Raw genomic sequence first — 22,025 nt, 5'->3', positions numbered from 1 at the left:
TGGTACGGTTAGCCGTTGTTCGGCTGCTCCGCGCTCCACGTGACGCAGGCAGTTCGTGCTGCTGCAACGAAGGCGTCGAGCGCCTGGTTTTTCTCAAACACAGCGGCGATCCAGTCCGGATCGGCGCGCATTGTCTGCAAGCGATCGGGCAGCAGCTCAATGCGCTTCTCTTCGGCCCGGCGCAGGCGGTCGTAGCTCGCGAGGAGAGCATCCTTGGCTGCGGTGTTGCCTGTCATCAAGGTTGCGCAGCCTTCTCTTGGAGTGCTTTGCGCAGATTGGCCTGCCGGTGCGCGAGTGCCGCATCGGTGAGCGGCGGGCCGTCGATCGCGGCGGAGAGGCCGCTGAGAGGCGCCAGGAAGCCGATCTCGTTGAGGTACTGGTTCAGAGCCGCAATCCGGATCGCATCGCCCTTGCGCATCGCCCGAGCGAATTCAGGAGCGATCGAGAACTCGACGAAGCATCCAGTCTGGATGCAGCTGGAGAATTTGCCCGCAATCGGCGCTCCGTCGTCGACGGCCAGGCGGATTCCCGAAGGAAGCGACAGACCGAGTGGGAGGAGAACTCGGCCAATCGCTCTGTCCTCGTTACCAGAGAGCGCGTAAATGCCGATAGCCATGATCGCGCTGCCGTCCGTGTCGACGAAATCGCGCGTTACATAGCAGCTTCTCTCGGCGCCGCCGGTTGGGCATATCTTTGCCCATTCGGGCTGAGACGGGTGAGGCTGCAGCGCGACGATTGGCGTGTTCTGAACCTCGGGCGAGCGGGATGTCGCGAAGGTCGGGAGCAATAGAATTGCTCCCGCCAGAGCTGATCGAGCGAAAAAAGGCATTTTGAATCCGTTCTTCACGCTGTGGCCGGAAGGGCGGCTAAGCGCATTTTACCGGTTGCGGGAGGTGCACGTCCATAAGTTCGGACGCGATCAATCGACCATCCGGATAAATTGCTTGTTTTCAGGAGGTTGCAAATGCATGCATCCTTGAGCCCGCATGCGGGCAGGCGTTACAATGTCCGTATCATTTGGGCTTTTGCCCTGGCCGGACGCGTAGCAACTCTCTTTGGAATTTATGAGCCCTATTCGGGGCAGGTCGTCGCTCGTGGCGAAAACCACGACGAAGATGCCGACGACCAGGCCGAACGAAGTGACGAGAGGCGATTTCAGCACGAACCCGATGCACATAACCGTGCCGCTGAACGCGCCGAAAACCAGCAGAATAATCTGGAAATTATTCATCTGAGGAACGCCTGATGGCTGTGTATGTCGACAGTGCTCGTCTCCCGTTCCGCGGGATGATCATGTGCCATATGCTGGCGGACACGCTCGGCGAACTCGATGAGATGGCGCTTCATATCGGGATGAAGCGTGAGTGGCTCCAGCGCCGGCCGGTCTTGCACTACGACGTGCCTCTCTTTCGGCGACAGCGTGCGATTGACGCCGGGGCCGTCGTGGTAGATCGGCGCGAGCTTGCGCGGCTTATTCGCAGGCTGAAGTCGTCCGGGGAGTGAGCGCCTATTCGTCGTTTATGACGTTGGCGCTCACGAGGACTGCGCGGACATCGGGATTGAGGAAATACAGCGTCCGCTGTTCGATCGTCAGCATACCGAAGGCGGCTCTCAGCAGTTGCTGAAGGTCGCCTACCTCGTGATCGGGGTCATCGAAGCTCCCATGCGCCTCGGCAGCCGAGATATAGGTCTCGACGTCGTGAGGCGCCGGGTTTTCGAGTGGAAGGGCCTGTCCCGTCATAATGTCCTCGATGGTTGAAGACCGCTCAGGCGGCCTTCGGCAAGAGCTTGGGCTGATGCTGGATGACCCGTTCTACCTCGGCTCGGGTCATGGTTTCGCGCTTGATCAGCTCTTCGACGAGCGCGTCCAGCGACGGGCGGTGCTTATTGATGATGGCACGCGCACGGCTGAGTGCATCGTCCAGGATCTTCCGCATCGCCTTCTGCACCTGCGGATCTTTTGGATCGGCAGGAACGTAGAGGGAGCCGAATTCTGGCGACATGCCCCACTCGCATGTCATCCGGAGCGCGAGCTGCGTCGCCTCCTTGTAGTCGCCCGCTGCGCCGTTCGAGAACTTGCGCTCGCCGAGGATGATCATCTCCGCGGCCCGGCCTGCCATCATGACCGTGAGCTCACTTTCGAGACGGTCCAGCGACAACAGAACGGTGTCGTGCTCTGAGCTGCGCACGACAGCGCCGAGTGCGTTGTCGTGCGGAAGGATGGTCACGCGATCGACCGGATCGCAGTCCGTCAGCAGGATATTGCAGAGCGCATGTCCCGCCTCGTGCGTCGCGATGAGCCGCTTGTCGGTTTCAGAGAGCGCCAGGCCGTTGCGACGCGCGCCGAGTGTGATCTTGTCGAGGGCGACGTCGAAGTCGGACTGCGAGACCAGGGTTCGGCCCGATCGCGCGGCCGTCAGCGCAGCTTCATTGGCGAGGTTTTCGAGCTGAGCGCCGGAGTAGCCGGTCGCCCGCTGGGCGATATGACCGAGATCGACTTCTGGTTCGAGAGGCAGGTTCTTGGCGTGGACCTTCAGGATCGCGCCACGGCCCCCTGCATCTGGGAGGGGCACCTGCACGATGCGATCGAAGCGGCCGGGGCGGAGGATGGCGGGATCCATCGTTTCCACGCGGTTGGTCGCAGCGATGACGATCACGCCTTCGCGGCCCTCGAAGCCGTCCATCTGGACGAGGATTTCGTTGAGGATCGCATCGTACTCGCGATGATCCTGGCCGCGCTTCCGGGCAAGGGTGTCGATTTCGTCGATGAACAGGATCGCTGGCGCCTGTTCCCTCGCCCGAGCGAAGGCGTTGCGGACCTTCATTTTTCCGAGGCCGATATACATGCTCGAGAAATCGTTCGGCGAGAACGCAAGGAATGCGGCGTTGGATTCGCCGGCGACAGCCTTGGCGAGAAGCGTCTTGCCAGTGCCCGGCGGGCCCGTGAGGAGAGTACCGCGGTTTGGCCGCGCGCCGACGGCTTCGTAGGCAGATGGATCGCGAATGAACTGCACGAGTTCCTCGAGATCAGCCTTCGCGGACTCGATGCCGGCGACGTCCGCAAAGCGGACCGTGCTTTTGACCCGGCTTCCGGTCATCCCCATGGTCGTCGAGCCGATCTCGTTGACCTGGTTGGCCATGACGAGAAGCAGAAGGCAGGCTGCGACGAGGAATATCGTCGTGACGCCAAAGCCCGTGAATTTCGAGAACTGTGACGTCTCGGAAGGCGCGGAGCTCGTCGAAAGGGGAACGCCGGCGGCCTGGAACAGGCTTCCGAGCTTCACATCGGCGGCTTCGGCCAGCTCGGGGTTTTCCTTGATCGAAGCCCACTCGACGCGGCCGTCCTTGTAGGTGACGACAAGGGTCGACCAGGCGTCGGTGCCGTTGCGCACTAGCGCGGCACGATCGATCAGGCCGCGTGCGACCTCCGCCTTGATCGTCTGGTAGCTGATGGCGTCGCCGCCCGTCTTGACCGGTGACTGGGTCTCTCCGCGGAGTTCCGGGAAGTTGTAGAGCGCGGAGAACGTCAGGATCGCGACGAGAGAAAACGCCAGCGTCACGCGGCGGCTGTTGCGAACGAGCCAGCGCCGTGCGGTCAGCAGCGGCGTCTGTTTCGCGATTCGGAACTTGGGAATCGAGTTGGATTTCTGCATGGAAATATCCGATAAAATAATAAGGCGATTAAATGCGCGATGCGTCTCTTATACCGAATTACGGCCAAGCTGTATCGGTACCGATTTAAGCGCGAAGCGGATCTGTCGTCCTGGGGCGGGGCAGGCCCTTGTCCACGAGCTTGCGAACTCGGGAGCGGTCGCTGTGCGTTCCGCAGGGCAGGATATAGGCGTGGTTTCCTGGGTGGTGCAGCCGCCGGAAGGGCCCTTCGCGTAAAGCGCGTCGAACGTAGGCGCGGCTGGGCTCACCGGGACCAATTGGGGGAGCTCCATGCCCGATCAGCATTTCGTAGGCGTATCTGGCGCCCGTGTCGTCGCTACGCAGCTTCGAGAGCGCTCGCTGCGAGAGCGATGTGCCGTCTGGGGCGAGCCAGAGGGTCCGAGAGCTTGACCGACCGCAGTATGCCGCGGAGGCGCTCGCGTAAATTCGGCCGATATGCCCGGTGAGCGTGACATTGCCCTTGATGTCGGTGCGGGGGACGGGGTCGGAGTATGCCAGGCAGAGTTTGTATTTGGCTCTCCCGTCGGGGCCGGCTTTGTCGATGCCCAATTGGCGAATGGCCCTGGCGAGGAAGAACGTCTCGCCATTGCCGGCGACGTCATCGAGCAGAACGAAGCGTCCAAGCTCGCAGAATGCTTCACCCGTAGCGCCGTAGGCATCTGCGGCCCTCGGCTGCATCGACACCGAGAAGACGGCCACTCCGCTTAAGCGGGTCTGATGCGGGCCAACTCGCTCCATCAATCCATAGCAGGCGATCGCCGCTGGGAAAGACCTCGAATAGTGATGCGTGACGACGAACTCCCGCGCGAGAGCCTCCCGGACGCGTTCGACGAAGAAGCGGGATGTGTCGATTGGTTCTTGTGCGGGCCTATAGGTCGAGCGGCCTGCGTTCCATCGCATTGCCACTGAATCGAAGAGCTGAAGCTGGGTCATCAGATTGCTCGGTCTAGGGGTGGCGCTGGCACTGCGTCGAGGGCGGCGGTGGCGAGCAAACGAGGTCGCGGCCTTCTGGCGTCGTTATTCTGGATTTATCGGGAATTTTCGCGCGAACGGTTCGCCAAAGGAAAATGCCGGGGGCAGCGCCCCCGGCAGGTTTCAGAGTCGGCTGCGGAGCATTTTGCGGATGGCGCGGCCATCGCGCAGCCGCTTGGCACGGGCGATGTCGTTGTTGAGATCGATTGCCAGTTCGCCGAGGCGGTCGATCGAGAACTCGTCGCTGGCGCAGGCAGTCAGATACGAGATCAGCCCCTTCTTCGTGTATCGCGCGAGCCCGTTGAAGCGAATGTCAGCCAGCTTGGCCTGGGCGATCTCAACACGACTCTGAAGGCGGCGCTGTCGGTCACGCAGGCGGCTGACAGCGGCCAACGGGGTGATGAGGTAGTTTCGGAGCAGAGGAAGGCGGCTGGCGCGCCGCGAGATCGAAACGGCTGCCGAGCGAAGGGCAACCTGATGAGAGGGGGCAACGGCGTTCAGCGTTTGGATCTGCATGTCGTGTCTCGCTCTTGTCTTGCGGTGGATCTGCGTGTGATCAGCGGGTGATCGCTTCGATCGCGTCGGCCAGCTCAAGGCCGTCTTCGCGATGGAGCACGATGCGCACGGTCTCGCCGTTCTCGGTCAGGCTGATCGGAATTCGATCTGCGAACTGGAGCACGCTGCGAAGCTGCTGCGCGAAGGCGATCGCTTCGCTTGTTGTGTTGCTGGTTCGCGCTTGCCCGCCTTTGGCGTCGCCGATTTGGATGAGCACCGGTTCGGTGGGGGTCGCACATCTGCCGACCGCCCAATGCGCGGATGAGGCGGCGGGCTCGGTCCTCAGGTAGTGGTGGCGCATTGTCAGCGAGCTTTGACGCCGGCGGCCGAACTGATGAGACGACGCACGGTCGGCGTGGGAAGCATCGCCGCCAGGATGAGGCCCTTCAGGGGCTCTTCGTACGCGAACTGCGCCAGCGGAATGATGGCGCCGACCATGCCGCCGGCGACGGCGGTGGACCGGAACGTCATGGCCTGGAACTCGAGAGCGAGACGGTTCCGAAGGCTGTTCAGCGCGCAGAAAGCGCGGATTGCGGGATCAATCGCAGAAGTCTTGGCAATCATCTTGTCGCCTTTCCTGGGATTTGAATGAGCGTTGCGAACAATTTGCCGGTTCGGCCACAACCACCCGTCTTTTTGGGATTGTCACGCCAGCGGCGGCACGACTTGGGTTAGGCCTTATAAAATGAGAAAAGCCGCCCTGATGTGATCAGGGCGGCTTCGTGGGGAATGGTGTCTCAGTTCGCCAGTGGCAGGATTCTTTTGAGCCCGGGCACCTCAAATCGGGGTAGATTTTCGAGCGTCACGTCTTGGCTTGCGTCGTCGACGGCCTTGGTGATTTCACCCCAAATCTGGGCAACGAGGCTCGCGTTGCAGGCGATCGCCGCGGCGACCGGCGGCTTTGGATAGAGCGCAACGAATTTGTCCGTCGCGATCGCCTTGCTTCGATTCAGAAAGAAGCAGCAAGGCTGGCCGTCTCTGGCTGCGCAGACAATCGGCGGCACGGGGGGCTTCTCGAGCGCATACCAGGACGGCGATGCAGCTGCCTCCGATGCGACTGCCGTTTCGAGGTGCGATGACAGGTTCGGATAGCGATCCTTCAGGTCGGTGTCGCTGTCGACCTGGAGGATCATCAGACGCTCATTTGTGTCCGGGAAACCGCCAGGCCTTCCTTCGATGATTTCGTCATCGATCTGCGACGGGTCGGGGAGTACCGGCCGGAAGGCCTCCGCCTCGAGGCCGAGCCGTTCGATCTCGGAAGTCGGGAGGATGAGCAGGTTGTCGTTGCCTGTCGTGACCCCTGGGCGAATGTCGAAATAGGAGCTGAGCTGATCTGCTGTAGCGGCGTTTTTGACCGCGTCACCCGGGACTATATCCGCCCAGTTCTCGGTGTTTCGGACAGCGTTGATCGGGATATCGATCATGTGTTTCGGCGAGGTTGGCAGCCCCCCGCGGCTCAGCACGACCGCCTGCTTGATTGAGGGGGCAGCATTGCCGATCCAGATCACGGCACCGTCCGCGTCGTCACCTGAAACATGAATGTGAGTGACGCTGTAGCGATCGGTGACCAGCTGGCGCAGTGCGAGCGTTTCCTGGCTCTCAAGCACGTCCAGTTTCACGATCAGTGCGATGCGGGCTCTGGGTGCCGACGCTTGCAGCGCCTCCTTGACGCTGTCGCTCAGCTTTGCGCGGTCGTGATCGCGTGCGTCGATGAACAGGAGGTCGATGGAAGCAGGGTCGGGCTTTTTCGTATTGCCGTGCATGTATCCCTTCAGAGAGATCATGACGCGGCTGCCGGTGAGGCGCTGTCCAAAGGTGCGCTCTGCGAGCCCCTGAAGCGCGGGGCCGTCATTGCCAACCCCGAGAAAGTTGACGGGTCGGTTTGAGAGGATCTGGCCGGCGTAGCTGAAGATGCTTTCGACCAGCGGATTTCCGAGGGCGGAATCGACCTGCGTCATTTGAATTCCTGCGTGTCGTTTTTTGGGATTTAGATTGTGAAAAAGGCTCGAAAACGGGTTTTCCCGGCCTTTGATTTGGTGATTCCGGATTTTCGGAATTACGGCTCGACGATGACTTCGGCGCCAATGCGAACGCGCTCATAGAGGTCAATGACGTCCTCGTTTGAGAGCCTTATGCAGCCGGACGACACGGCTTGCCCGATCGTTCCGGGCTCGTTTGATCCGTGAATTCGGTAGAGCGTGCTTCCGAGATAGATTGCACGTGCACCGAGAGGATTGTCTGGCCCGCCCTCGACAAGGAGCGGCAGTCCAGGTCGACGCTTCCGCATCTCGGCCGGAGGGCGCCAGTCTGGCCACATAGCCTTTCTCGTTACCTTCTCCTGCCCGGTCCACGCGAAGCGGTCTTTGCCGACAGCGATGCTGTACTGGATGGCCTTGCCGTCGCCGGTCACGAAGTGAAGCGCCCTCATCGACGTGGAGATCACGATCGTTCCGGGAGGATGCTGGGTCTCGAAGGCGACCGCGCGCGACGTTCTGACGATCATGGGTTGAACGTCCTCGTCGCCGGCGAGCGGCACCAGGGATGTCGGGCTGAACTCGGACTGACCGGCGATTGATTGACGATGCTGGGCGGCGGCCGCACCGCTCAGCGTGATGCTCAGAAGCACGGCAGCGAGTGTCGGAAGTGGCAGTGTCATCGTGGGATTATCCCTGAACGCAGCATCGAGGTTGAGGTCGGCCGGTGAGGCGTCGCGCCGGCTATGCGGCGTAGGACTCTTCGCGGAAGTTTTTCGAAAGACGGAGGCTTTGCCCCTGGTAGTTCGACTTGCCGTCTTCGCCATATCCCATAGACGGAGCGCCTGACATTGGCTCGAAGGCCAGTCTTGCGATCGGCTGCGAATGTCTTACAAGGAACGGGACATCGCGTGTTCGAAGCTCAAGAACAAGTCTCGATGGGTTGTTCCATCCGAAGAAGCAATCGATGAAGCCCGCGGAATGCCCGCGGTACTCACCTAAATCTGTATCTACCGGTATCATTTCTGCGCATAGGAGATTTGATACTTCAAATCTCTCCGCAGATGCCAGAATGTAGAACTCGCCCGGGTCGAGGACGAATGTCCCGCCATTCCGAGGGTAGACGGGTTCGAAAAACTCCATGGCGTCGTAGTGGCCGACGCGATCGACATCAATGACGTCTGTGTGGCGGCGTGCGCGCCATCCGATGGGGCGCCCCTGGCCGAAATCGAGGTTCAATCCCAGGCACAGGCCATTTCGCAGATTTGCCGGGCCTTCCACGCGCAGTGCGTCCGCGGCGAGTGCGCTCGTGATCTCTTCATCCGCCATGGCGTGAGAGCTGCTGCGGAATCGGATTTGGCTCAAGCGCGAGCCCTTACGAACCCGTACTGGGAAGGTGATTGGGGCAACCTCAAGCCAGAGCGGCCCCTGATAGCCGTCCGGGATCTGTTCGTAGGCTGTGCCGTAGTCCGTGATGACCCGGACGAAGATGTCGAGCCGACCCGTCGAGCTCTTGGGGTTCGCGCGAGCTGAAATCCCCAGTGGGAGCTGCAGGCTCTCTTGGAGAGGGATAAGGAAAATGGATCCAGGGGGGATCACGAGGCCATTGCGATCATCGAGGTTGAAGACCTCCTGGGTAACGGCTTCGATGGCTTTGGCGACCGTCTCGTGGCCAGGCAGGAGGCTTGCGCGGATACGGTACGCTCTGTCGCCGAGCCTCAGGTCGAGGCTGGCTGGTTGAACCTGTCTGTCTGCGAGCACGGGCCCCAGAATTCCGCCCTCTCTGAGGAGAATGCGGATCTGGGTGTCTGAAAGAACGCCGTTGCCGGCTTCATGTCTCATCGGGAGATCCATGTATGGCCGCCGACTGCGTTATCGGTCGACGGCGTCGTCGGACGTAACCGACGGAGGGCTGATGGGTTGCGGGGCGTCAGGCCGCGATCGAAATCTGCGCTTCGGCTGCTGCGAGCGCTCGCTCGGCGTCGAGGGCGGCGACACAGCCCATGCCGGCGGCGTAAATGGCTTGCTTCCAGTGCTCGTCGGCTACATCTCCGGCGGCCCAACACATTTCTACGCTGGTGCGAGCTGTGGCCGGGTCGGTTTTGATGAAGCCATTTGCAGTCAGCTCGAGCTGGCCGACGAAGAGGTCGATCGCGGGTCGATGGCCGATCGCGACGAAGACGCCGTCTGTTGGCTGGTCGCGGAAGGCGCCGGTCGTGACATCACGGATTTTGACATGCGTGACCGTGGCTGGTGACTGCGTGCCGCAGATTTCCGCGATCTCGGAATTCCAGGCGATCTTCACCTTCGGGTGGCGCAAAAGGCGCTCCTGCATGATCCGCTCGGCACGCAGCGTGTCACGTCGATGGATGAGTGTGACCTCGCTCGCGATGTTTGCGAGGTAGAGGGCCTCTTCCACGGCGGTGTTTCCGCCCCCGACGACAACGACCTTTTTGTTGCGGTAAAAGAACCCGTCGCACGTGGCACACGAGGACACCCCGCCTGATCTGTAGAGGAGCTCACTGGGCAGTCCGAGCCATTTCGCCTGTGCACCGGTGGCGATGATCAGCGCGTCACAGGTGTAGATTTCGCCCCCGTCGCCCCAAAGCGTGAACGGGCGATTGGAGAGATCGACGCGCGCAATATGGTCGGCGACGATCTTTGTCCCGACATGCTCGGCCTGTGCCCTCATCTGGTCCATGAGCCAGGGGCCCTGGATCGACGAAGCGAAGCCAGGATAATTCTCGACATCGGTGGTGATCGTGAGCTGCCCACCCGGCTGAATGCCGGTGATGATGATGGGGTCGAGCATGGCGCGTGCCGCGTAAATTGCGGCCGAATAGCCGGCGGGGCCGGAGCCGATGATGATGACTTTGGAGTGCATGGCTTGCTGCTTGAAAGGGTCAATTGGGTTTATGTTCGGCCGCGATTTCGAGGCTCTTTGTGATGGCGCCCTTTACGCGGCGCAGCGAAATTCCAGTCCGGAAGCTGTCGCGAATGGCCCTGACGACGCTGGGGTCGAGTTTGGGCAAACTGGTGTCAGCAATTCCCGCTTCACGCGCGATCTCGCGGAGTGCGTGCGAATAGATCGCAGGGAAATGATCGACGGTTGGGCGCTGGACGCGGATGATTTCCAGACGGTCGAGAAATGGCCCTTTGAGAGGCTCGATCGCGTTCGCCGTGAAGATCCAGGAAATCTGAGATAGATCGACGGGTGCCTCGAGATAATCGTCGATATAGGCCCGCGCTGTATGGCTCTCGATCATGGTTGCGAGAGCCCCATAGGGGTCACCGTTGTGCAGGCTCAGCCCGAATTTATCGACTTCATCGACGATGATGATCGGGTTGAGGCACTGGAGCTGGCCCATTGCACGAACGCCAACGGAGGGGGAAGCGTGCTCATAGGATCGGGAGCTTCCGACGATTTCGAGCGACCCCGTTCTTCCCGCGGCCGACACGTAGAAAACCGGCACGCCGATCGTTTCCGAGAGTGCGTAGGCGAAGGACGTTTTCGCGGTTCCGGATGGCCCGATGAGGAGGCTTGGGGGAAACCGGTAGGGCGCTGCCCCTTCGAGGACGCGGAGGGATTGAGACCTGAAGAGGGTCTGCGCAGCCTCCGACATCCAGGGAAATGCGCGCCGGATTTCGGCCTCGGCGTCATTGAGAATTTCACGAGTTGCGCAAACGACCGTGTTCAGGGGATTGCCTCGGCCGGTAGCCGGCGGCGCGAAATCCACGATTGCGGTGCTGAACGACGCTTGATGCGGTTCATCTGCGTCGTAGAGCTGGAATTGGTTCGGGTCGGCTTCGGGCGTAAGGAGGCTCCAATCGACGCTCTGTGCGTGCAAGGATGCCAGTCGCGCAATTGCACGCAACGCAGCCGCCTGATCGGCTCCCGACATCATGGGCGGGAGAAACAGAAGGCGCGCGATCAGTCCCAGGGCGACGGTGTCCCCGTCGCGTGCCGCGAGCCAAAGCAGGCTGAACCTGGCGGCGTTGGCTCGCTCATCTGTCGGGTCGATGGCCCACTTTTCGGCCTTGAGGTTCACGACCTCCGCGAGCGGTATGCCGTTGAGAATGGCGGTTGCCGTGGTCACAATCCAGTCGCGTATCTGACCGGGAAAGACGAGTTCGAGGCAGTCCGCTATGGCTTTTCGAATTTCGTTGACGGCTGACTCGTCGGGCTCTGAATCGAGCCAATATCTCAGAGCAGGCTCGATCTGTTTTTGCCGCAAAGCCATTTCGGAAAAACTGGATGACGGCGCGCGAATATCGGCTGCGCCGGCAAAATTGCCGGATGATATGCTCATATAATGCCTCGAAAGCGGAAATATGGTTGGCATTATAGCGTAGGCGGCCACAAGGCTCAAACAGGCGGCTGCGAGTGAGCGTCTGAAAATCAGCCACGGAATTCCAATTGATGCCGCGTTCGTGATTTATTTGGGTTTGCCACGCCGCAGGGTCGGGGATCACCCAATCCCTAAATTGATGAGTTCGCTCTGTCCCGCGCCTGTCCGGGCTATTGCGGACTGCGGCGAACGGGAACGGAAAATTGTTTCGAAAATTGTCGCAAATTTCATGGCAGCAATTTGAATTCGCGCATGAGCTCAAGGCCAATGTGCCAATTATTTCAGGCGCCCGCGGCATTCGCGCTGGAGAATTGTTTTATTTTTCAAGCATGCGCGCCCGGCAATTTCGATTTTATCGCGTATCACCGCAAATCACTGGCGATTAGGCGCAATGCCTTCCCAAACTAATCTTGCGGCACCTCATGATTACATGCGGTGGAACCACTGCGTGTGGAGGGCGTTTGTGAATATTCGTGCCGCTTTGGTTGTAATGCTCAAGGCGTTCGCGGCGTGGAGGCGAGCCGGCATTGAGGTGAGCGGGGTCGGATGGTCATTCTAATATTGAAACGGCCGGATTTTTGGTCTGGTCAAGGGGCCCTGAAAGTGTCATGGAATGGCCGCTTGCTTGTGGACATGCTTTGCCCGCGGACTGAAATTTGAAGGCTTGGATGCTTCGACTCGCAGTGACCACCGAACGTTTGGGCCCTCTTAAATGCATCTGAGAGACCAATCTGGAAAGCCAACGGCGGACTCTTCCGTTCGCCGGGCGCATGAATTTCCCGCGGATATAGTCCGCGCGGGCGGTCGTCCGACCAAAGTGACCTATAAGCTTCAGTGTTCCAGATGCCCCAGAGCATCGGTCTACGAGGCAAACGGGATCAAATCCGACGCGCGCGTCGCTGAGAAATTCGAGCAGCGGGGCTGGCTGCTTGGAAAGATGCGTGATGCCGATGTTTGCCCAACATGTTTGGGCCGTGATCCAAATTCCCAGCTCGCCAACGATCAATCATCCAATAATCCGGCGGAGATGGTGCTCTCCCCCGGGCAGCTAGCGGAGCTCGTATTCATGCCGAAAAAAATGGGTGAGGGCAGTCCTGTTGTCGTCGAGGTCGCAGGGGCGCGCCGAATGTCTCGTGCGAGGCAGCAGGCTGAAGCGTCGCTAAATTCGGTTTTCGCGGGTGCGAAGCCGACGTTGACACTCGGCGGCGTAAAGCCGGAACCGCGAGCGGCCGCTGAAGCTGTGTTCCGGGCACCTGTGGCCCGTGCGGCTGTGCCGCCGGCTCAGTCATCACCATCTGTCGATCGCCCATTTGCGACGGATCGGAGCGAGGCGGACGGTGCGCTCAGAAGAGACATGTCCGTCCTTGCCGCGGCACTGACATCAATGGCCGAGCAGATCAGCCTGATGGCGCAGGTCCAGGCCGCGGCGATTGTCGAGAACCGCGACAAAGCCGATCTGCATGCTCTGCTGCAGAAACAGAACATCGAATTGATTTCTCGCATCGCGCCGGTCGTTGCGAGTGCGCAGGATCTGACAGCCGGTGGGCTTCGCGAAGAGATTTCGCAACCTCGCGATCTCGGATCGACCAGCCCAGCGGCCGCTCCGGCAGCGATCACAGAGGCGCCAGCCGAAACCACCGCCGAAGCGCCGAAAGTCGCTGAGCCGGCGAAGGCCAGTGCTGAGACTACGGCGCCAGCCACGACAGAGGCCGCGGTCGAACCGGCGCCTGTGGCCAAGCCTGTCACTCCGCGTGTATTGCCCAGCTTGGTTTCGCCGATGAATCAGGCCCCTGCGGTTACCGAAACCCGCAAGGCGCCTGGCAAGTCCGCTAAGCCCGCTAAGGCCGCAAAAGCAGCAAAGGCAGCAAAGGCCGCCAAGTCGGGTGATGCGAAGCCTCGCGCCGGCAAGGCAAAGGGCGCGACGCCAGTGGTGCCTAAGGGTGCTGCAGAAATGCTGGCGGAGACGGCTAGGCCTGCGGAGGTTAGCGCCGAAGGTGAGGCAACGGCTTCCGGCAAGAGGTTCCGGCGGACCAAGGCTCAGATGGAGGAATTCCGTCGTGAGCAGCAGCGGCTCGCAGAGTTGGGGCTCAAGCGTGGTCGCGGTCGGCCGTCCAAAAACGCACTAAGTGCGGAGCAGCTTGCGGCGATTGCAGCGAGCGAGGACCCGGAAGCCGCTCGCGCCGAGGCACTGGCTGCGATCAGAGAGAAACCTGTCGCGACAACCGCGAAGGAGGCCGCCAAGGAGGCGACGGCAACCGCTGTGTCCGAGGCTGAGGGGCGCGATGCAGCTGCTACGCAGTCGGGACAGACAGCGGTCAATGAAGCTCCTGCGGCTGAGGCAGTGCCGACCAAGGCTAAAGCTGAACGGAAATCGAAGGCGCCTTCCGTCGTTGAGACTGCTCCAGCATCTGCGCCAGAGCCCGTCGCTGCCACTGAGGGCAAGCGCCGTGGACCCAAGCCCAAGGCTGCCGCGATCCCCGAGATGGTGGCCGCGCCAGATCCTACGCCAGAGCCCGCTGTTGCCCCTGCGGGCAAGCGCCGCGGGCGTAAGCCCAAGGCGGCAGCCATCGTGGAGACCGCAGCGCGTGCGGCAGAGCCTACCACTGCCCCTGAGAGCAAACGTGGTGGACGCAAGCCAAAGGCTGCAGCGACCCCTGAGGCTGTGGCGGCCCCGGCCGCTGCGCCAGCCCAGGATGTTGCCCCGAAGCGCCGCGGGCCGAAGCCCAAGGCAGCGACGCCTGAAGCTGCGGCCGATCCTGTCGCTGCACCTGTAGTCAAGCGTGGCCGTGGCAGGCCGCGTAAGGACGCCGCGGTGCCAAGTTCGACTGATGCTGCCAAGGCTTCACCTGCTGCGGATAGCTTCAGCTCGGTCGACTGGGCAAAGGCGAAGGTCACCTCTGATGTCATGGTCCTGAGTTCAGGGAAGACCACGACGATGCAGATTGGTCGTAAGGTGTGGCAGGCGGCTGGGTTTGCCGATGACGAGGCCGTTTTTGTGTCCTCCGCCAACGGACGGGACATCAAGATCGCGAAGCAAGCTGGCGGCCGGAAGCCATCATCGGCGAAGTCGAGCGTCATCACGCTGACCGTTCCGAGCATCGGCGAAGCGTCGCTTTGGAAGATAAAATACGTGGTCGACGGGGGAGCTCTGCTTCTCCGTGGCAAGGTCGCGAATTGATCGGAGAGGGGCGCAATTAGCGCCCCTTTTCATTTCGGCCCGCGCTTCCGTGCGCGGTGTTCCGATGGGTCCTCAAAACGGCCGGCCCAAATTCCCACGCGCGATTGCCGAGCTTGCTCGTACTGGCTGCGATATCGGGCGCCGCCGTAGGTCCAATAGGGTACGGCCCAGCCGCGTTCGACAAGCCAGGCACCGAGATCCGCTCCGTTTACCCGGCATGCCGCGATCGTTCGATCGTACGAGGTCTGCGGTTTGCCATAGCGATCGATCTCGGCAGTGCAGGTGACAAGCGACCGTCCTATAAAATCGGCGAGCGCAAATGATGCCGTCTGACCGCACCGATATCGTCGTCCGACGTCGTTCTCGCAAAGCTGATCCGATTCAGGGGCGTCGACGGCCGCCAGCCGAATGCGTGAGCCTTGGATTTCGATCGTGTCGCCATCGATCACGGTTGCCTGCCCTCGGATGATAGGAGGAGGCGCCGAGTAGGATTGAATGATGCCAGCGCCAAACACGGAGGCGATGGCTGCTGCGGCGGCTGTCAGCGAAGCTCTCTGGATACGGGATATCATGGCGATGGTGATACCAGGGCGCGGGGCCAAATGATGCGCGCGATCGCTCCGGTTTCCGCTCCGCGTGCGTTGGTGAATATCACGCGGGCGCCAGACCGCTCGAGCAGGGTCTTCGAGATGAAAAGGCCGATCCCGAGTCCGGATGATCCATTGCGTCGCATATCCGCTTTCGTACCGGCCGGCGTGAGATATGGCTCACCTATCCTGGCAATCAGGTGCGCCGGATAGCCCGGCCCATCGTCCTTGATCTCGAGTGCGACCTGATCTGTTGACCACGTAGCTCGTATGGAGATCTTCTTCCGGGCGTAGTCGGCAGCGTTGTCGATCAGGTTGGTCAGGCTGTGAAGCATGGCCGCGTTTTTGAGGATCACGGGCTCGTCGCCGGTGCCGGCCTTCCTGTAGTCGATCGAGCGTCCCACAGCCGCCTGATGGCTGGTCACCTCGCTTACCAGGTGGTCGATCGAAATTTTGTCGAGGAAGTCGTCCTGCTGCTGTCCGAGTACGGCGAGCTTCGACAGGATGAGGCGGCACCTCTCAACCTGGCTTCTCAGGAGGGCGAGATCCTCCTGCACCAACTCTGTCGGGGGCAGATCGTTCTGGAGCTCTTTCGCGACGAGTGCGATGGTCGCCAGCGGCGTTCCCAGTTCATGAGCTGCAGCGGCCGCTAAGCCGTCGAGCTGACTGAGGTGTTTTTCCTTCTCAAGGACGCGTTCAACGGCGACGAGAGCGTCGGAAGCCCGCTGGCTCTCTGAACTGATGCGTGCCGTGAATACGGCGCACAGTCCGATGGTGAATGCGAGCGCTCCCCAGATGGATGTCGTGAGCAGGATCGGAAAATCCATCGGTTGCTCGCCAAACCACGGGAACGGCCGGTGAAAGAAAATCAGAGCGCATGACTGGACAAGAGCCGCGATGCTGAGAGCGAAGGTGATTGCACCGGGAAGCGCAGTGGCTGCAATCAGGATCGGTATGGCGTAGAGGGTCACTAGCGGATTGCTGAGGCCGCCTGTGAGGAACAGGAGGGCGGTAAGCAGCGCGATGTCGAATGCGAGAATGGTAGCCGCGGCGGAGATCCTGACGTGACTGCCCTTCGGCTGACTGCGCCCCAGTACGACGTTCAGAACGGCGGACGTCGCCGTCAGGAGCAGGCAGAGGCGATAATTGAAGGTGAGGTTGAAGCCGACGCTCGCCACGAGGATCGCCATGGTCTGGATTGCGATGGAACACCACCGCAAGTCCAAAAGCGTGTCGAGGCGAAGGCGGCTATCCGCCTCGCCAACTTTGCTGGTCATGTTGGGCTCGAATTGCGTTGGGACGACAAATTGGTGCCGCCCACAGTGGGGATTGAGCCGACGATGGTCAGCTTGCGATCGAGAGCTCCCGACTGGCAGGAGCGTCCTGGATCCGTTTGATCTGCTGCTGGATGCTCGAGACGTCGATGTAGGTATCCGCCTCGCGCCGCAGCTCGTCGGCGATCATCCCAGTGGTCGAGACGACGGTGACGTGAACGCCCTTTCGTTGGACGGCTTCGACCAGGCGCCGGAAGTCACCGTCGCCTGAGAACAGGACGAGGCGCTCGAGCCGGTCGGCCATCTCGACGCAGTCGACCGCGATCTCGACGTCCATGTTCCCCTTGCGGCGGATTTCGTCGGCGGTCTTGAACTCCTTGACGGGCTTCGTGACGACTTTGAAGCCGTGGTAGTCCATCCAGTCGAGGGTCGGGCGCAGCGGGTCGTCTGCACCGTCGAGGACTGCGGTGTAATAGTAGGCTCGCGTGTTGGGCGAGCCATTGGAAAAGTGCTGAAGCAGCCTTTTCCAATCAACGCTGAAGCCGAGATTTTTGCAGGCAAAATAGAAATTTGGTCCGTCAATGACGAGAGCGGCGCGCTCAACCGGCTTCATATGAAATGCCCTGAAATTAAAATCTAAAATGGGCCATCTAAAAATCGATGGGATATACTCGTATAATCCACTTTCCGAGGGCGCGGAAGGAGGGGCTATAAATGTTTTTCAGCGCCAATATTTTAAGAGGAATTTATTGCGCCCTCTGCTTTGGTCCGGCGCGCGTCTGCCAGCGTGCTGCAGAGGGTGCGAGCGACCGAATGATCGCCTCGATCTCGTCGTAGGCGGGGTGTTCCTTCGGTTGGTCCCTCGCGACTGTGAATTCCAGGTTGTCGATCGACACAATTGTGTCGTGCCTGTCCGAGTGCCGCTTGGTTTCGCGCCGAATGGATATGCGCGTGGCGGACCTGAGCGACGTGACCATATTGAACCAGGCGCTGTCATCGATGACGTCGAGCTCGCTGAGAGGGCTTTGATGGAGCAGTTGCGTCTGGATTTGCCGGAAAGCTTCGCGAAAGGCCGAGCTCCCGGAACTCGCGAGAGCGACAGCCGGCATAAGGCGCATGGCTCGCATCATGCCAGGCAGCAAGGCGATATCGAACGATAGATTCAGCGCGAGGCGGGCGGTCGGGTCATTGGCCATCGAAAGTCCTTCAGATCAGCGCCATTTGAGCATGCTCGACGTCGGTTTGGATTGCCGGAAGGTCGACCCGACGCGCCTCGGCTTTCCAGACTGCGAGAGTCTCGGCGGTGACGCCGGGCAGATGGGATACCAGATCGGGGAACGCGGTCTTCAGCCGTTCGCGTCTGAGATCCTCGTAGAACAGGTCGCACCCGCTGAATGACCGTCCCGTCTGGATGGCGGCCACATGGGTGGTGCCGGACCCGGAGAAAGGGTCGATCACGAGGTCGCCGGGCATGCTGTAGATCTGCATTGCCCGGCGGGCCAACTCGAGCGGGAATTGAGCGGGATGCCCTGTTTTTTCCGGGTGATTATGCCCGACGTTGCCGATCGCCCAGACATTGGTCGGGTGCGCGCCGAGATAGTTCGACGAGATCTGCCCCTTTCGCGGCCCCTTGAACGCACGCTTTCCTGGCTGCTTTTGCGGCTGCCGGCCAGGCGTTGGGTTGAATACGCGTGGTTCGCCCTTCGAGAAGATCAGCGCCGTTTCATGCCGCTCGGCGAGCCGCCGCTTCGGTGTGAGGCCGTGGGGGATTTGCCAGATGACGCGGGATTGAAACCGGAGGCCGCACCGCTTGATGTGATCGAACAGCAGCACATCGAGCGGGGTGAGCGTTCCTGTCTCGTCTCTGGTTGAGCCGAGCTGGAGGAAGAGCGTGCCGCCGTCGCGGATGACGCGGGAGGCCTCGCAAATGATCTGCATGAGCCAGCCGATATAGTAGCCATACCGCATGGCATCGGCCGAAGCTCCGCCGCCATAGCCGACGCCGACGTTATAGGGCACGGAACTCAGAATCATCTGCGCGGCGTCGTCGGGAATCCCTTCGAGATAATCGAGGACGTTCGCGGTGGCGGTTTGCTCGAGGACCGCTTTGAGCATTTCGAGCCGACGCCCATCGCGCTCTCGGGCGCGCTCATGAATGCGATGCTCGGTTTTCCGAGCACCATGCTTGAGAGCAATCCGGTAGACCGTTCCACGGCTGCAGCGATGCCGTCTTGCGACGTCTTCGTAGCTCATCGTCGCGAGATCGGCGAGCATCTGGGTCTCTGACGGGTCGTCCATGTCGATGCGGTCATTCATGCTGCGATCTTCTCGATGGTGACAGCGTCCCAGCCGAATTTCGTCGGATCGATGGAGATTTTCAGGTTGCAGGCGCCGGCGTTCGCGATGGCGTCGACGTCATAGGAGTAGAGGATTTCGCGTACGCGATCTCGTATCTCATCGACGAAGTTCTCACCTTGCTTTCCGGTGATGGCGCCGACGAGGCGCGTGTACTGGCGATCGTGATCGTTCTGCTGATCGTCGTAGGAGTTCGAGCCAGCATCGTCGCTATACCAGTCGATACCCTCGACCATCATGCTCGGGAGAGAGCCCTCGCGGCCCCTGGAGATGATGATCTTGGGCTCCCATGAATCGCCGTTTTCGGTGAAGAAAAAGCCTGCGATGGGGTGCGCGAGGGTGACTTCCTGCGCATCGGAAGTCGTGCAGATGAATTTTAGCGCCAGGCCGTCCACGACCTTGTCGACGTACATGTCGATATCGGTGTCGGCTACGGCTGTTTCGACTTCGTCCATCGTGAGTTCTGCGAAGAACGTCTTTCTATCGCTCACGCTGGGTTCGCTAAGGCGGATGACATTTTCGTCCTCGTCCTTCGTGATCACGAGGTCGATGCCGGACACCATGCCGAATTGTTCGACAGAGTATGCTTTGGCGAGGTCCTCGGCACAGAACAGACGGTCGCTTGCGAAGGGGGCAGGCTCGATGCTCGAGAGCAGGCTCCGTAGCAGGGATCCGTCTGTGAGGCTGATTTGATATTCGTTCATTGCGAACGCGTGGGAGAGCGGCACAGTCGAATTGCGGCCCTTAAGCTCAGTTGCCATGCTGATGAAGCGCTCGCCGTCAATCGCCGCCACTGCGACGCGCGGTGCGGGGATGTCATTGAACTTCCTCCGCAGCTTGTCCGTCGCGGGCAGGCCGTTTGCAACGCCATTCCGCTTCAGGAGCGCCACATAGGCGCGGCGTGCCATGTCGCGAACGATCTCGAGCCCGCGATTTACGATGAGCGCCTGGCGCTGCGGGAGCTGAAGCTTCAGGGTCGTGGTGTCATGCACGTCCACGAGGATGAGGTTGTAGACCGTGTCGTCGACGACGCCGCCGCGCTCGTCCAAAAGCGCGATTTTCTCAGACTCGGGAATGCCGGTCTCGCTGAAGAGTGTGTGCGTGATCACCTTTCCGAAGAAGTTGATCAACGCCTGCTTGGCCAACGGGCGCGGGGTTCGCACCACGGTTACGGTCATGCCGTGCGACGTGATGCTCTCGTGCGGGCAGCCAGTGGCGTGGTCTGCCATGAAATCTGCGGGCTTTTGGCGAGGGGCGGGGTGGTTGAAGCCGATGAGCTCAGCCGTGAGCGTGCTGTAGCGCGCTGCTTTCAGGATCATCTCTGCGACGATCAGGAGGGTCTTTCCAGCGAGGAATTCGCGGATCCGGATGGTGAGGCCAGTTCGATAGCCCTGACCTGTCCGCAGCGTGGCCGACTCGGCGCCGGTGAAGGCAGCTTTGGGTACCGTGAGCGACCAGTTCTGTGAAAGGACCTCGACGTCGAAATTCGCGAGCGAGAAGAATCCGAGCCCAGCTGCATTCTCGGCCGTCTCGACGACGTCGTCGTTGTTGCTGTCGCCAAGAGCGAGCAGAACGCCAGCCTTCTCTGCGGGGAGGCCCTTGCCGTCATCCGTGATGATGAGGTCGGATCCGTCTGCGGTGAAGGTGATGATGCCCGCGCCGGCGCGCCGAGCGTTCTGGATCATCTCATCCAGGATCGTCGCGTCGTCATTTGTGAAATAGCGGTCTGCGTTCTGGAGGAGCTTGCGGCCGAGCGAGGCAGAAATTTGCGTGGTGGCGGTCATAGCGAATTCCGATCAGGAGAGAGCGTGCAGGAGGTTCAACGCGGCAGCGCTGGCCGGCGGCGTTTCGTGCTGCTTAGGCTGGAATAGCGAAGCGGCCGCGGGGAAGGCGCGCACGAGGTCTGAGTGGTTCATGCAGCTGCCAATGAGCTTCACGATCTCTGTGACCTGTTCGAACGATCCCAGGATCGCCGGCACGACGTCGTCCAATATCTCCGAAATGAGTGGCGCGATCGGGTTGGGCAATTCGCGTGCGTGAAGATGCCTGAGCACCCAGTCCAGTGTCGCGACAGGAACCATGTGGCCCGTCGGGGCCGGCCCGCTTGGACGGAACGTGGCGACTGCTTGTGGCATGCTCAGCTCGTCGGTTTGTCCGTGAACGAGCTTGATGAGGCTCCGGCCGGAATGGTCGGTGAGCACATGCCAGTTCTCGCCGAGGCTCGGGTTGATGACGGCGACGCCCAGCACAGGCTCCACGTACTGGCCGAGTTTCAGCGCACTCTCTCTCACGCAGATGCCGGCATCGATGAGATGCTCCATGCCGCTGAACGGCTTGGCGCTATCGAGGAGCGTTTCCATCGCGAGCTGCGCGACGCGCAGATTAAGCTGCTCGCGGCGATGATAAAGGGGTTTGACCTTCTGGTCATTGATACGCTCGATCGCGAGCTTGAGAGCCGCAACCCGATGAGAATTCTTCAATTTGAAATCGGAATTTTCCATGACTCTTCCTCCGGTCAACAGGTGCCGGTTCGCAATTCAGCAGGCCGGTCGGCTAAGCGCCGGTCACTGCAATGGTTTTTCTGGGATTTTTAGGCCTTCAGGCCCTACGCAATTTTCTGATACTCAAGGAACGCGAGTTCCTCTTCACCGTCCTTTGCGGACCGCGATTTCACGAGCTCGTATTGGTCAGTAGGGATTTCGGGAAAGATGGCGTCACCGTCTACCGAACGCTGAACCACCGTCAGCAGGATGCGATCGGCCTGTGGCATCGCCAACCGATAAATCTGCTCGCCGCCCACGACGGTGATCTCGTCGACGCCCATCGCCCAGGCGAGCTCTCGGGCGGTCTCCATGGCGTTGTCGAAGCTGGGGGCGACAAAACAGCCGGATATCTCGACCAGGCTGCGTGTCAGCACGATTGTCTGGCGGTTCGGCAGTGGCCGCCCGATCGAGTCATAGGTCACCCGCCCCATGATCATGGGCTTTCCCCATGTCGCCCGCCGGAAGTGCTTGAGATCTTCCGGCAGGTTCCAGGGAAGGGCGCCGCTCGCGCCGATGACGCGGTTCTGCGCCATTGCGGCAATCAGTGTTATTTTCACGGGTCTCTTT

At 60.9% G+C, this 22,025-nt stretch carries 24 protein-coding genes; 2 read left to right on the top strand and 22 right to left on the bottom strand.

Annotated features, from left to right (window positions below):
- Nucleotides 1-8 precede the first annotated feature (8 nt).
- From ACFPN9_RS20245 to ACFPN9_RS20235, 3 genes are all read right to left on the bottom strand, one after another.
- Nucleotides 9-236 carry a hypothetical protein gene (locus ACFPN9_RS20245; protein ID WP_068204038.1) on the bottom strand — a complete coding sequence of 76 codons (228 nt, stop codon included), beginning with the start codon at nt 234-236 and terminating at the stop codon, nt 9-11.
- Nucleotides 236-787, bottom strand: a complete 552-nt coding sequence (locus ACFPN9_RS20240; RefSeq protein WP_377817503.1) for an invasion associated locus B family protein — start codon at nt 785-787, stop codon at nt 236-238. Before ACFPN9_RS20240 ends, ACFPN9_RS20245 begins: the two co-directional genes overlap by 1 nt.
- Nucleotides 788-919: 132 nt before the next feature.
- Nucleotides 920-1,231 carry a hypothetical protein gene (locus tag ACFPN9_RS20235; protein ID WP_377817502.1) on the bottom strand — a complete coding sequence of 104 codons (312 nt, stop codon included), beginning with the start codon at nt 1,229-1,231 and terminating at the stop codon, nt 920-922.
- A gap of 14 nt (nt 1,232-1,245) precedes the next feature.
- Here ACFPN9_RS20235 and ACFPN9_RS20230 point away from each other — a divergent pair, with 14 nt between their 5' ends.
- Nucleotides 1,246-1,503, top strand: a complete 258-nt coding sequence (locus ACFPN9_RS20230) for a DUF4031 domain-containing protein (RefSeq protein ID WP_068079058.1) — start codon at nt 1,246-1,248, stop codon at nt 1,501-1,503.
- 4 nt (nt 1,504-1,507) lie between these two features.
- Here ACFPN9_RS20230 and ACFPN9_RS20225 read toward each other — a convergent pair whose 3' ends face one another.
- From ACFPN9_RS20225 to ACFPN9_RS20175, 11 genes are all read right to left on the bottom strand, one after another.
- Nucleotides 1,508-1,741: a hypothetical protein gene (locus ACFPN9_RS20225; protein ID WP_068204033.1), complete on the bottom strand. Its 234-nt coding sequence runs from the start codon at nt 1,739-1,741 to the stop codon at nt 1,508-1,510.
- Between the two features lie 25 nt (nt 1,742-1,766).
- Nucleotides 1,767-3,653 (bottom strand): ATP-dependent metallopeptidase FtsH/Yme1/Tma family protein, encoded by a 1,887-nt coding sequence (locus tag ACFPN9_RS20220; protein ID WP_377817501.1) that lies wholly within the window; start codon nt 3,651-3,653, stop codon nt 1,767-1,769.
- A gap of 85 nt (nt 3,654-3,738) precedes the next feature.
- A complete protein-coding gene (locus ACFPN9_RS20215) occupies nt 3,739-4,605 on the bottom strand; it encodes a Mom family adenine methylcarbamoylation protein (RefSeq protein ID WP_377817500.1) in 867 nt (288 codons plus the stop codon).
- Nucleotides 4,606-4,767: 162 nt separating this feature from the next.
- Complete coding sequence (locus tag ACFPN9_RS20210) at nt 4,768-5,160, bottom strand: hypothetical protein (RefSeq protein ID WP_068204028.1); 393 nt, start codon at nt 5,158-5,160, stop codon at nt 4,768-4,770.
- Between the two features lie 40 nt (nt 5,161-5,200).
- Complete coding sequence (locus ACFPN9_RS20205) at nt 5,201-5,500, bottom strand: hypothetical protein (protein ID WP_068308008.1); 300 nt, start codon at nt 5,498-5,500, stop codon at nt 5,201-5,203.
- A 2-nt stretch (nt 5,501-5,502) separates the two neighbouring features.
- Nucleotides 5,503-5,763 (bottom strand): hypothetical protein, encoded by a 261-nt coding sequence (locus ACFPN9_RS20200; RefSeq protein ID WP_068204024.1) that lies wholly within the window; start codon nt 5,761-5,763, stop codon nt 5,503-5,505.
- Between the two features lie 173 nt (nt 5,764-5,936).
- On the bottom strand, nt 5,937-7,157 hold the full coding sequence (locus ACFPN9_RS20195) for a hypothetical protein (protein WP_377817499.1): 1,221 nt from the start codon (nt 7,155-7,157) through the stop codon (nt 5,937-5,939).
- Between the two features lie 98 nt (nt 7,158-7,255).
- On the bottom strand, nt 7,256-7,855 hold the full coding sequence (locus tag ACFPN9_RS20190; protein ID WP_377817498.1) for a L,D-transpeptidase: 600 nt from the start codon (nt 7,853-7,855) through the stop codon (nt 7,256-7,258).
- 61 nt (nt 7,856-7,916) lie between these two features.
- Entirely contained in the window at nt 7,917-9,014 is a 1,098-nt protein-coding gene (locus tag ACFPN9_RS20185; RefSeq protein ID WP_377817497.1) for a 2'-deoxycytidine 5'-triphosphate deaminase, read from the bottom strand.
- Nucleotides 9,015-9,102: 88 nt separating this feature from the next.
- Nucleotides 9,103-10,056 (bottom strand): thioredoxin-disulfide reductase, encoded by a 954-nt coding sequence (trxB, locus tag ACFPN9_RS20180; RefSeq protein WP_377817496.1) that lies wholly within the window; start codon nt 10,054-10,056, stop codon nt 9,103-9,105.
- 19 nt (nt 10,057-10,075) lie between these two features.
- A complete protein-coding gene (locus ACFPN9_RS20175; RefSeq protein WP_377817495.1) occupies nt 10,076-11,482 on the bottom strand; it encodes an AAA family ATPase in 1,407 nt (468 codons plus the stop codon).
- A gap of 856 nt (nt 11,483-12,338) precedes the next feature.
- On the opposite strand from ACFPN9_RS20175, the gene ACFPN9_RS20170 reads away from it, so the two are divergent.
- On the top strand, nt 12,339-14,699 hold the full coding sequence (locus tag ACFPN9_RS20170; RefSeq protein WP_377817494.1) for a hypothetical protein: 2,361 nt from the start codon (nt 12,339-12,341) through the stop codon (nt 14,697-14,699).
- A 29-nt stretch (nt 14,700-14,728) separates the two neighbouring features.
- On the opposite strand, the gene ACFPN9_RS20165 is transcribed toward ACFPN9_RS20170, so the two are convergent.
- The 8 genes from ACFPN9_RS20165 to ACFPN9_RS20130 all read right to left on the bottom strand — a co-directional run bounded on the left by ACFPN9_RS20165 (nt 14,729) and on the right by ACFPN9_RS20130 (nt 22,015).
- Nucleotides 14,729-15,271, bottom strand: coding sequence for a thermonuclease family protein (locus ACFPN9_RS20165; protein ID WP_377817493.1), 543 nt, complete (start codon nt 15,269-15,271; stop codon nt 14,729-14,731).
- Nucleotides 15,268-16,563, bottom strand: coding sequence for an ActS/PrrB/RegB family redox-sensitive histidine kinase (locus ACFPN9_RS20160; RefSeq protein ID WP_068203782.1), 1,296 nt, complete (start codon nt 16,561-16,563; stop codon nt 15,268-15,270). Before ACFPN9_RS20160 ends, ACFPN9_RS20165 begins: the two co-directional genes overlap by 4 nt.
- A gap of 67 nt (nt 16,564-16,630) precedes the next feature.
- The gene (locus tag ACFPN9_RS20155; protein ID WP_068079085.1) at nt 16,631-17,173 is read right to left on the bottom strand and encodes a LabA-like NYN domain-containing protein; all 543 of its coding nucleotides are present in this window, start codon (nt 17,171-17,173) and stop codon (nt 16,631-16,633) included.
- A gap of 133 nt (nt 17,174-17,306) precedes the next feature.
- Nucleotides 17,307-17,756 (bottom strand): hypothetical protein, encoded by a 450-nt coding sequence (locus tag ACFPN9_RS20150; protein ID WP_377817492.1) that lies wholly within the window; start codon nt 17,754-17,756, stop codon nt 17,307-17,309.
- 10 nt (nt 17,757-17,766) lie between these two features.
- Nucleotides 17,767-18,876, bottom strand: coding sequence for a DNA-methyltransferase (locus ACFPN9_RS20145; RefSeq protein ID WP_377817491.1), 1,110 nt, complete (start codon nt 18,874-18,876; stop codon nt 17,767-17,769).
- A complete protein-coding gene (locus tag ACFPN9_RS20140; RefSeq protein WP_377817490.1) occupies nt 18,873-20,699 on the bottom strand; it encodes a hypothetical protein in 1,827 nt (608 codons plus the stop codon). The genes ACFPN9_RS20145 and ACFPN9_RS20140 overlap by 4 nt, the downstream gene beginning before the upstream one ends.
- A 12-nt stretch (nt 20,700-20,711) precedes the next feature.
- A complete protein-coding gene (locus ACFPN9_RS20135; RefSeq protein WP_377817489.1) occupies nt 20,712-21,416 on the bottom strand; it encodes a hypothetical protein in 705 nt (234 codons plus the stop codon).
- A gap of 104 nt (nt 21,417-21,520) precedes the next feature.
- A complete protein-coding gene (locus tag ACFPN9_RS20130) occupies nt 21,521-22,015 on the bottom strand; it encodes a dihydrofolate reductase (RefSeq protein ID WP_377817488.1) in 495 nt (164 codons plus the stop codon).
- Between the last annotated feature and the right edge of the window lie 10 nt (nt 22,016-22,025).

Origin of the sequence: Allobosea massiliensis (assembly GCF_042655245.1) — a bacterium.
GTDB classification, from domain to species: Bacteria; Pseudomonadota; Alphaproteobacteria; order Rhizobiales; family Beijerinckiaceae; genus Allobosea; species Allobosea massiliensis.
The sequence above is the reverse complement of the archived record's forward strand: the minus strand, read 5'-3'. Positions and strand labels throughout refer to the sequence as shown.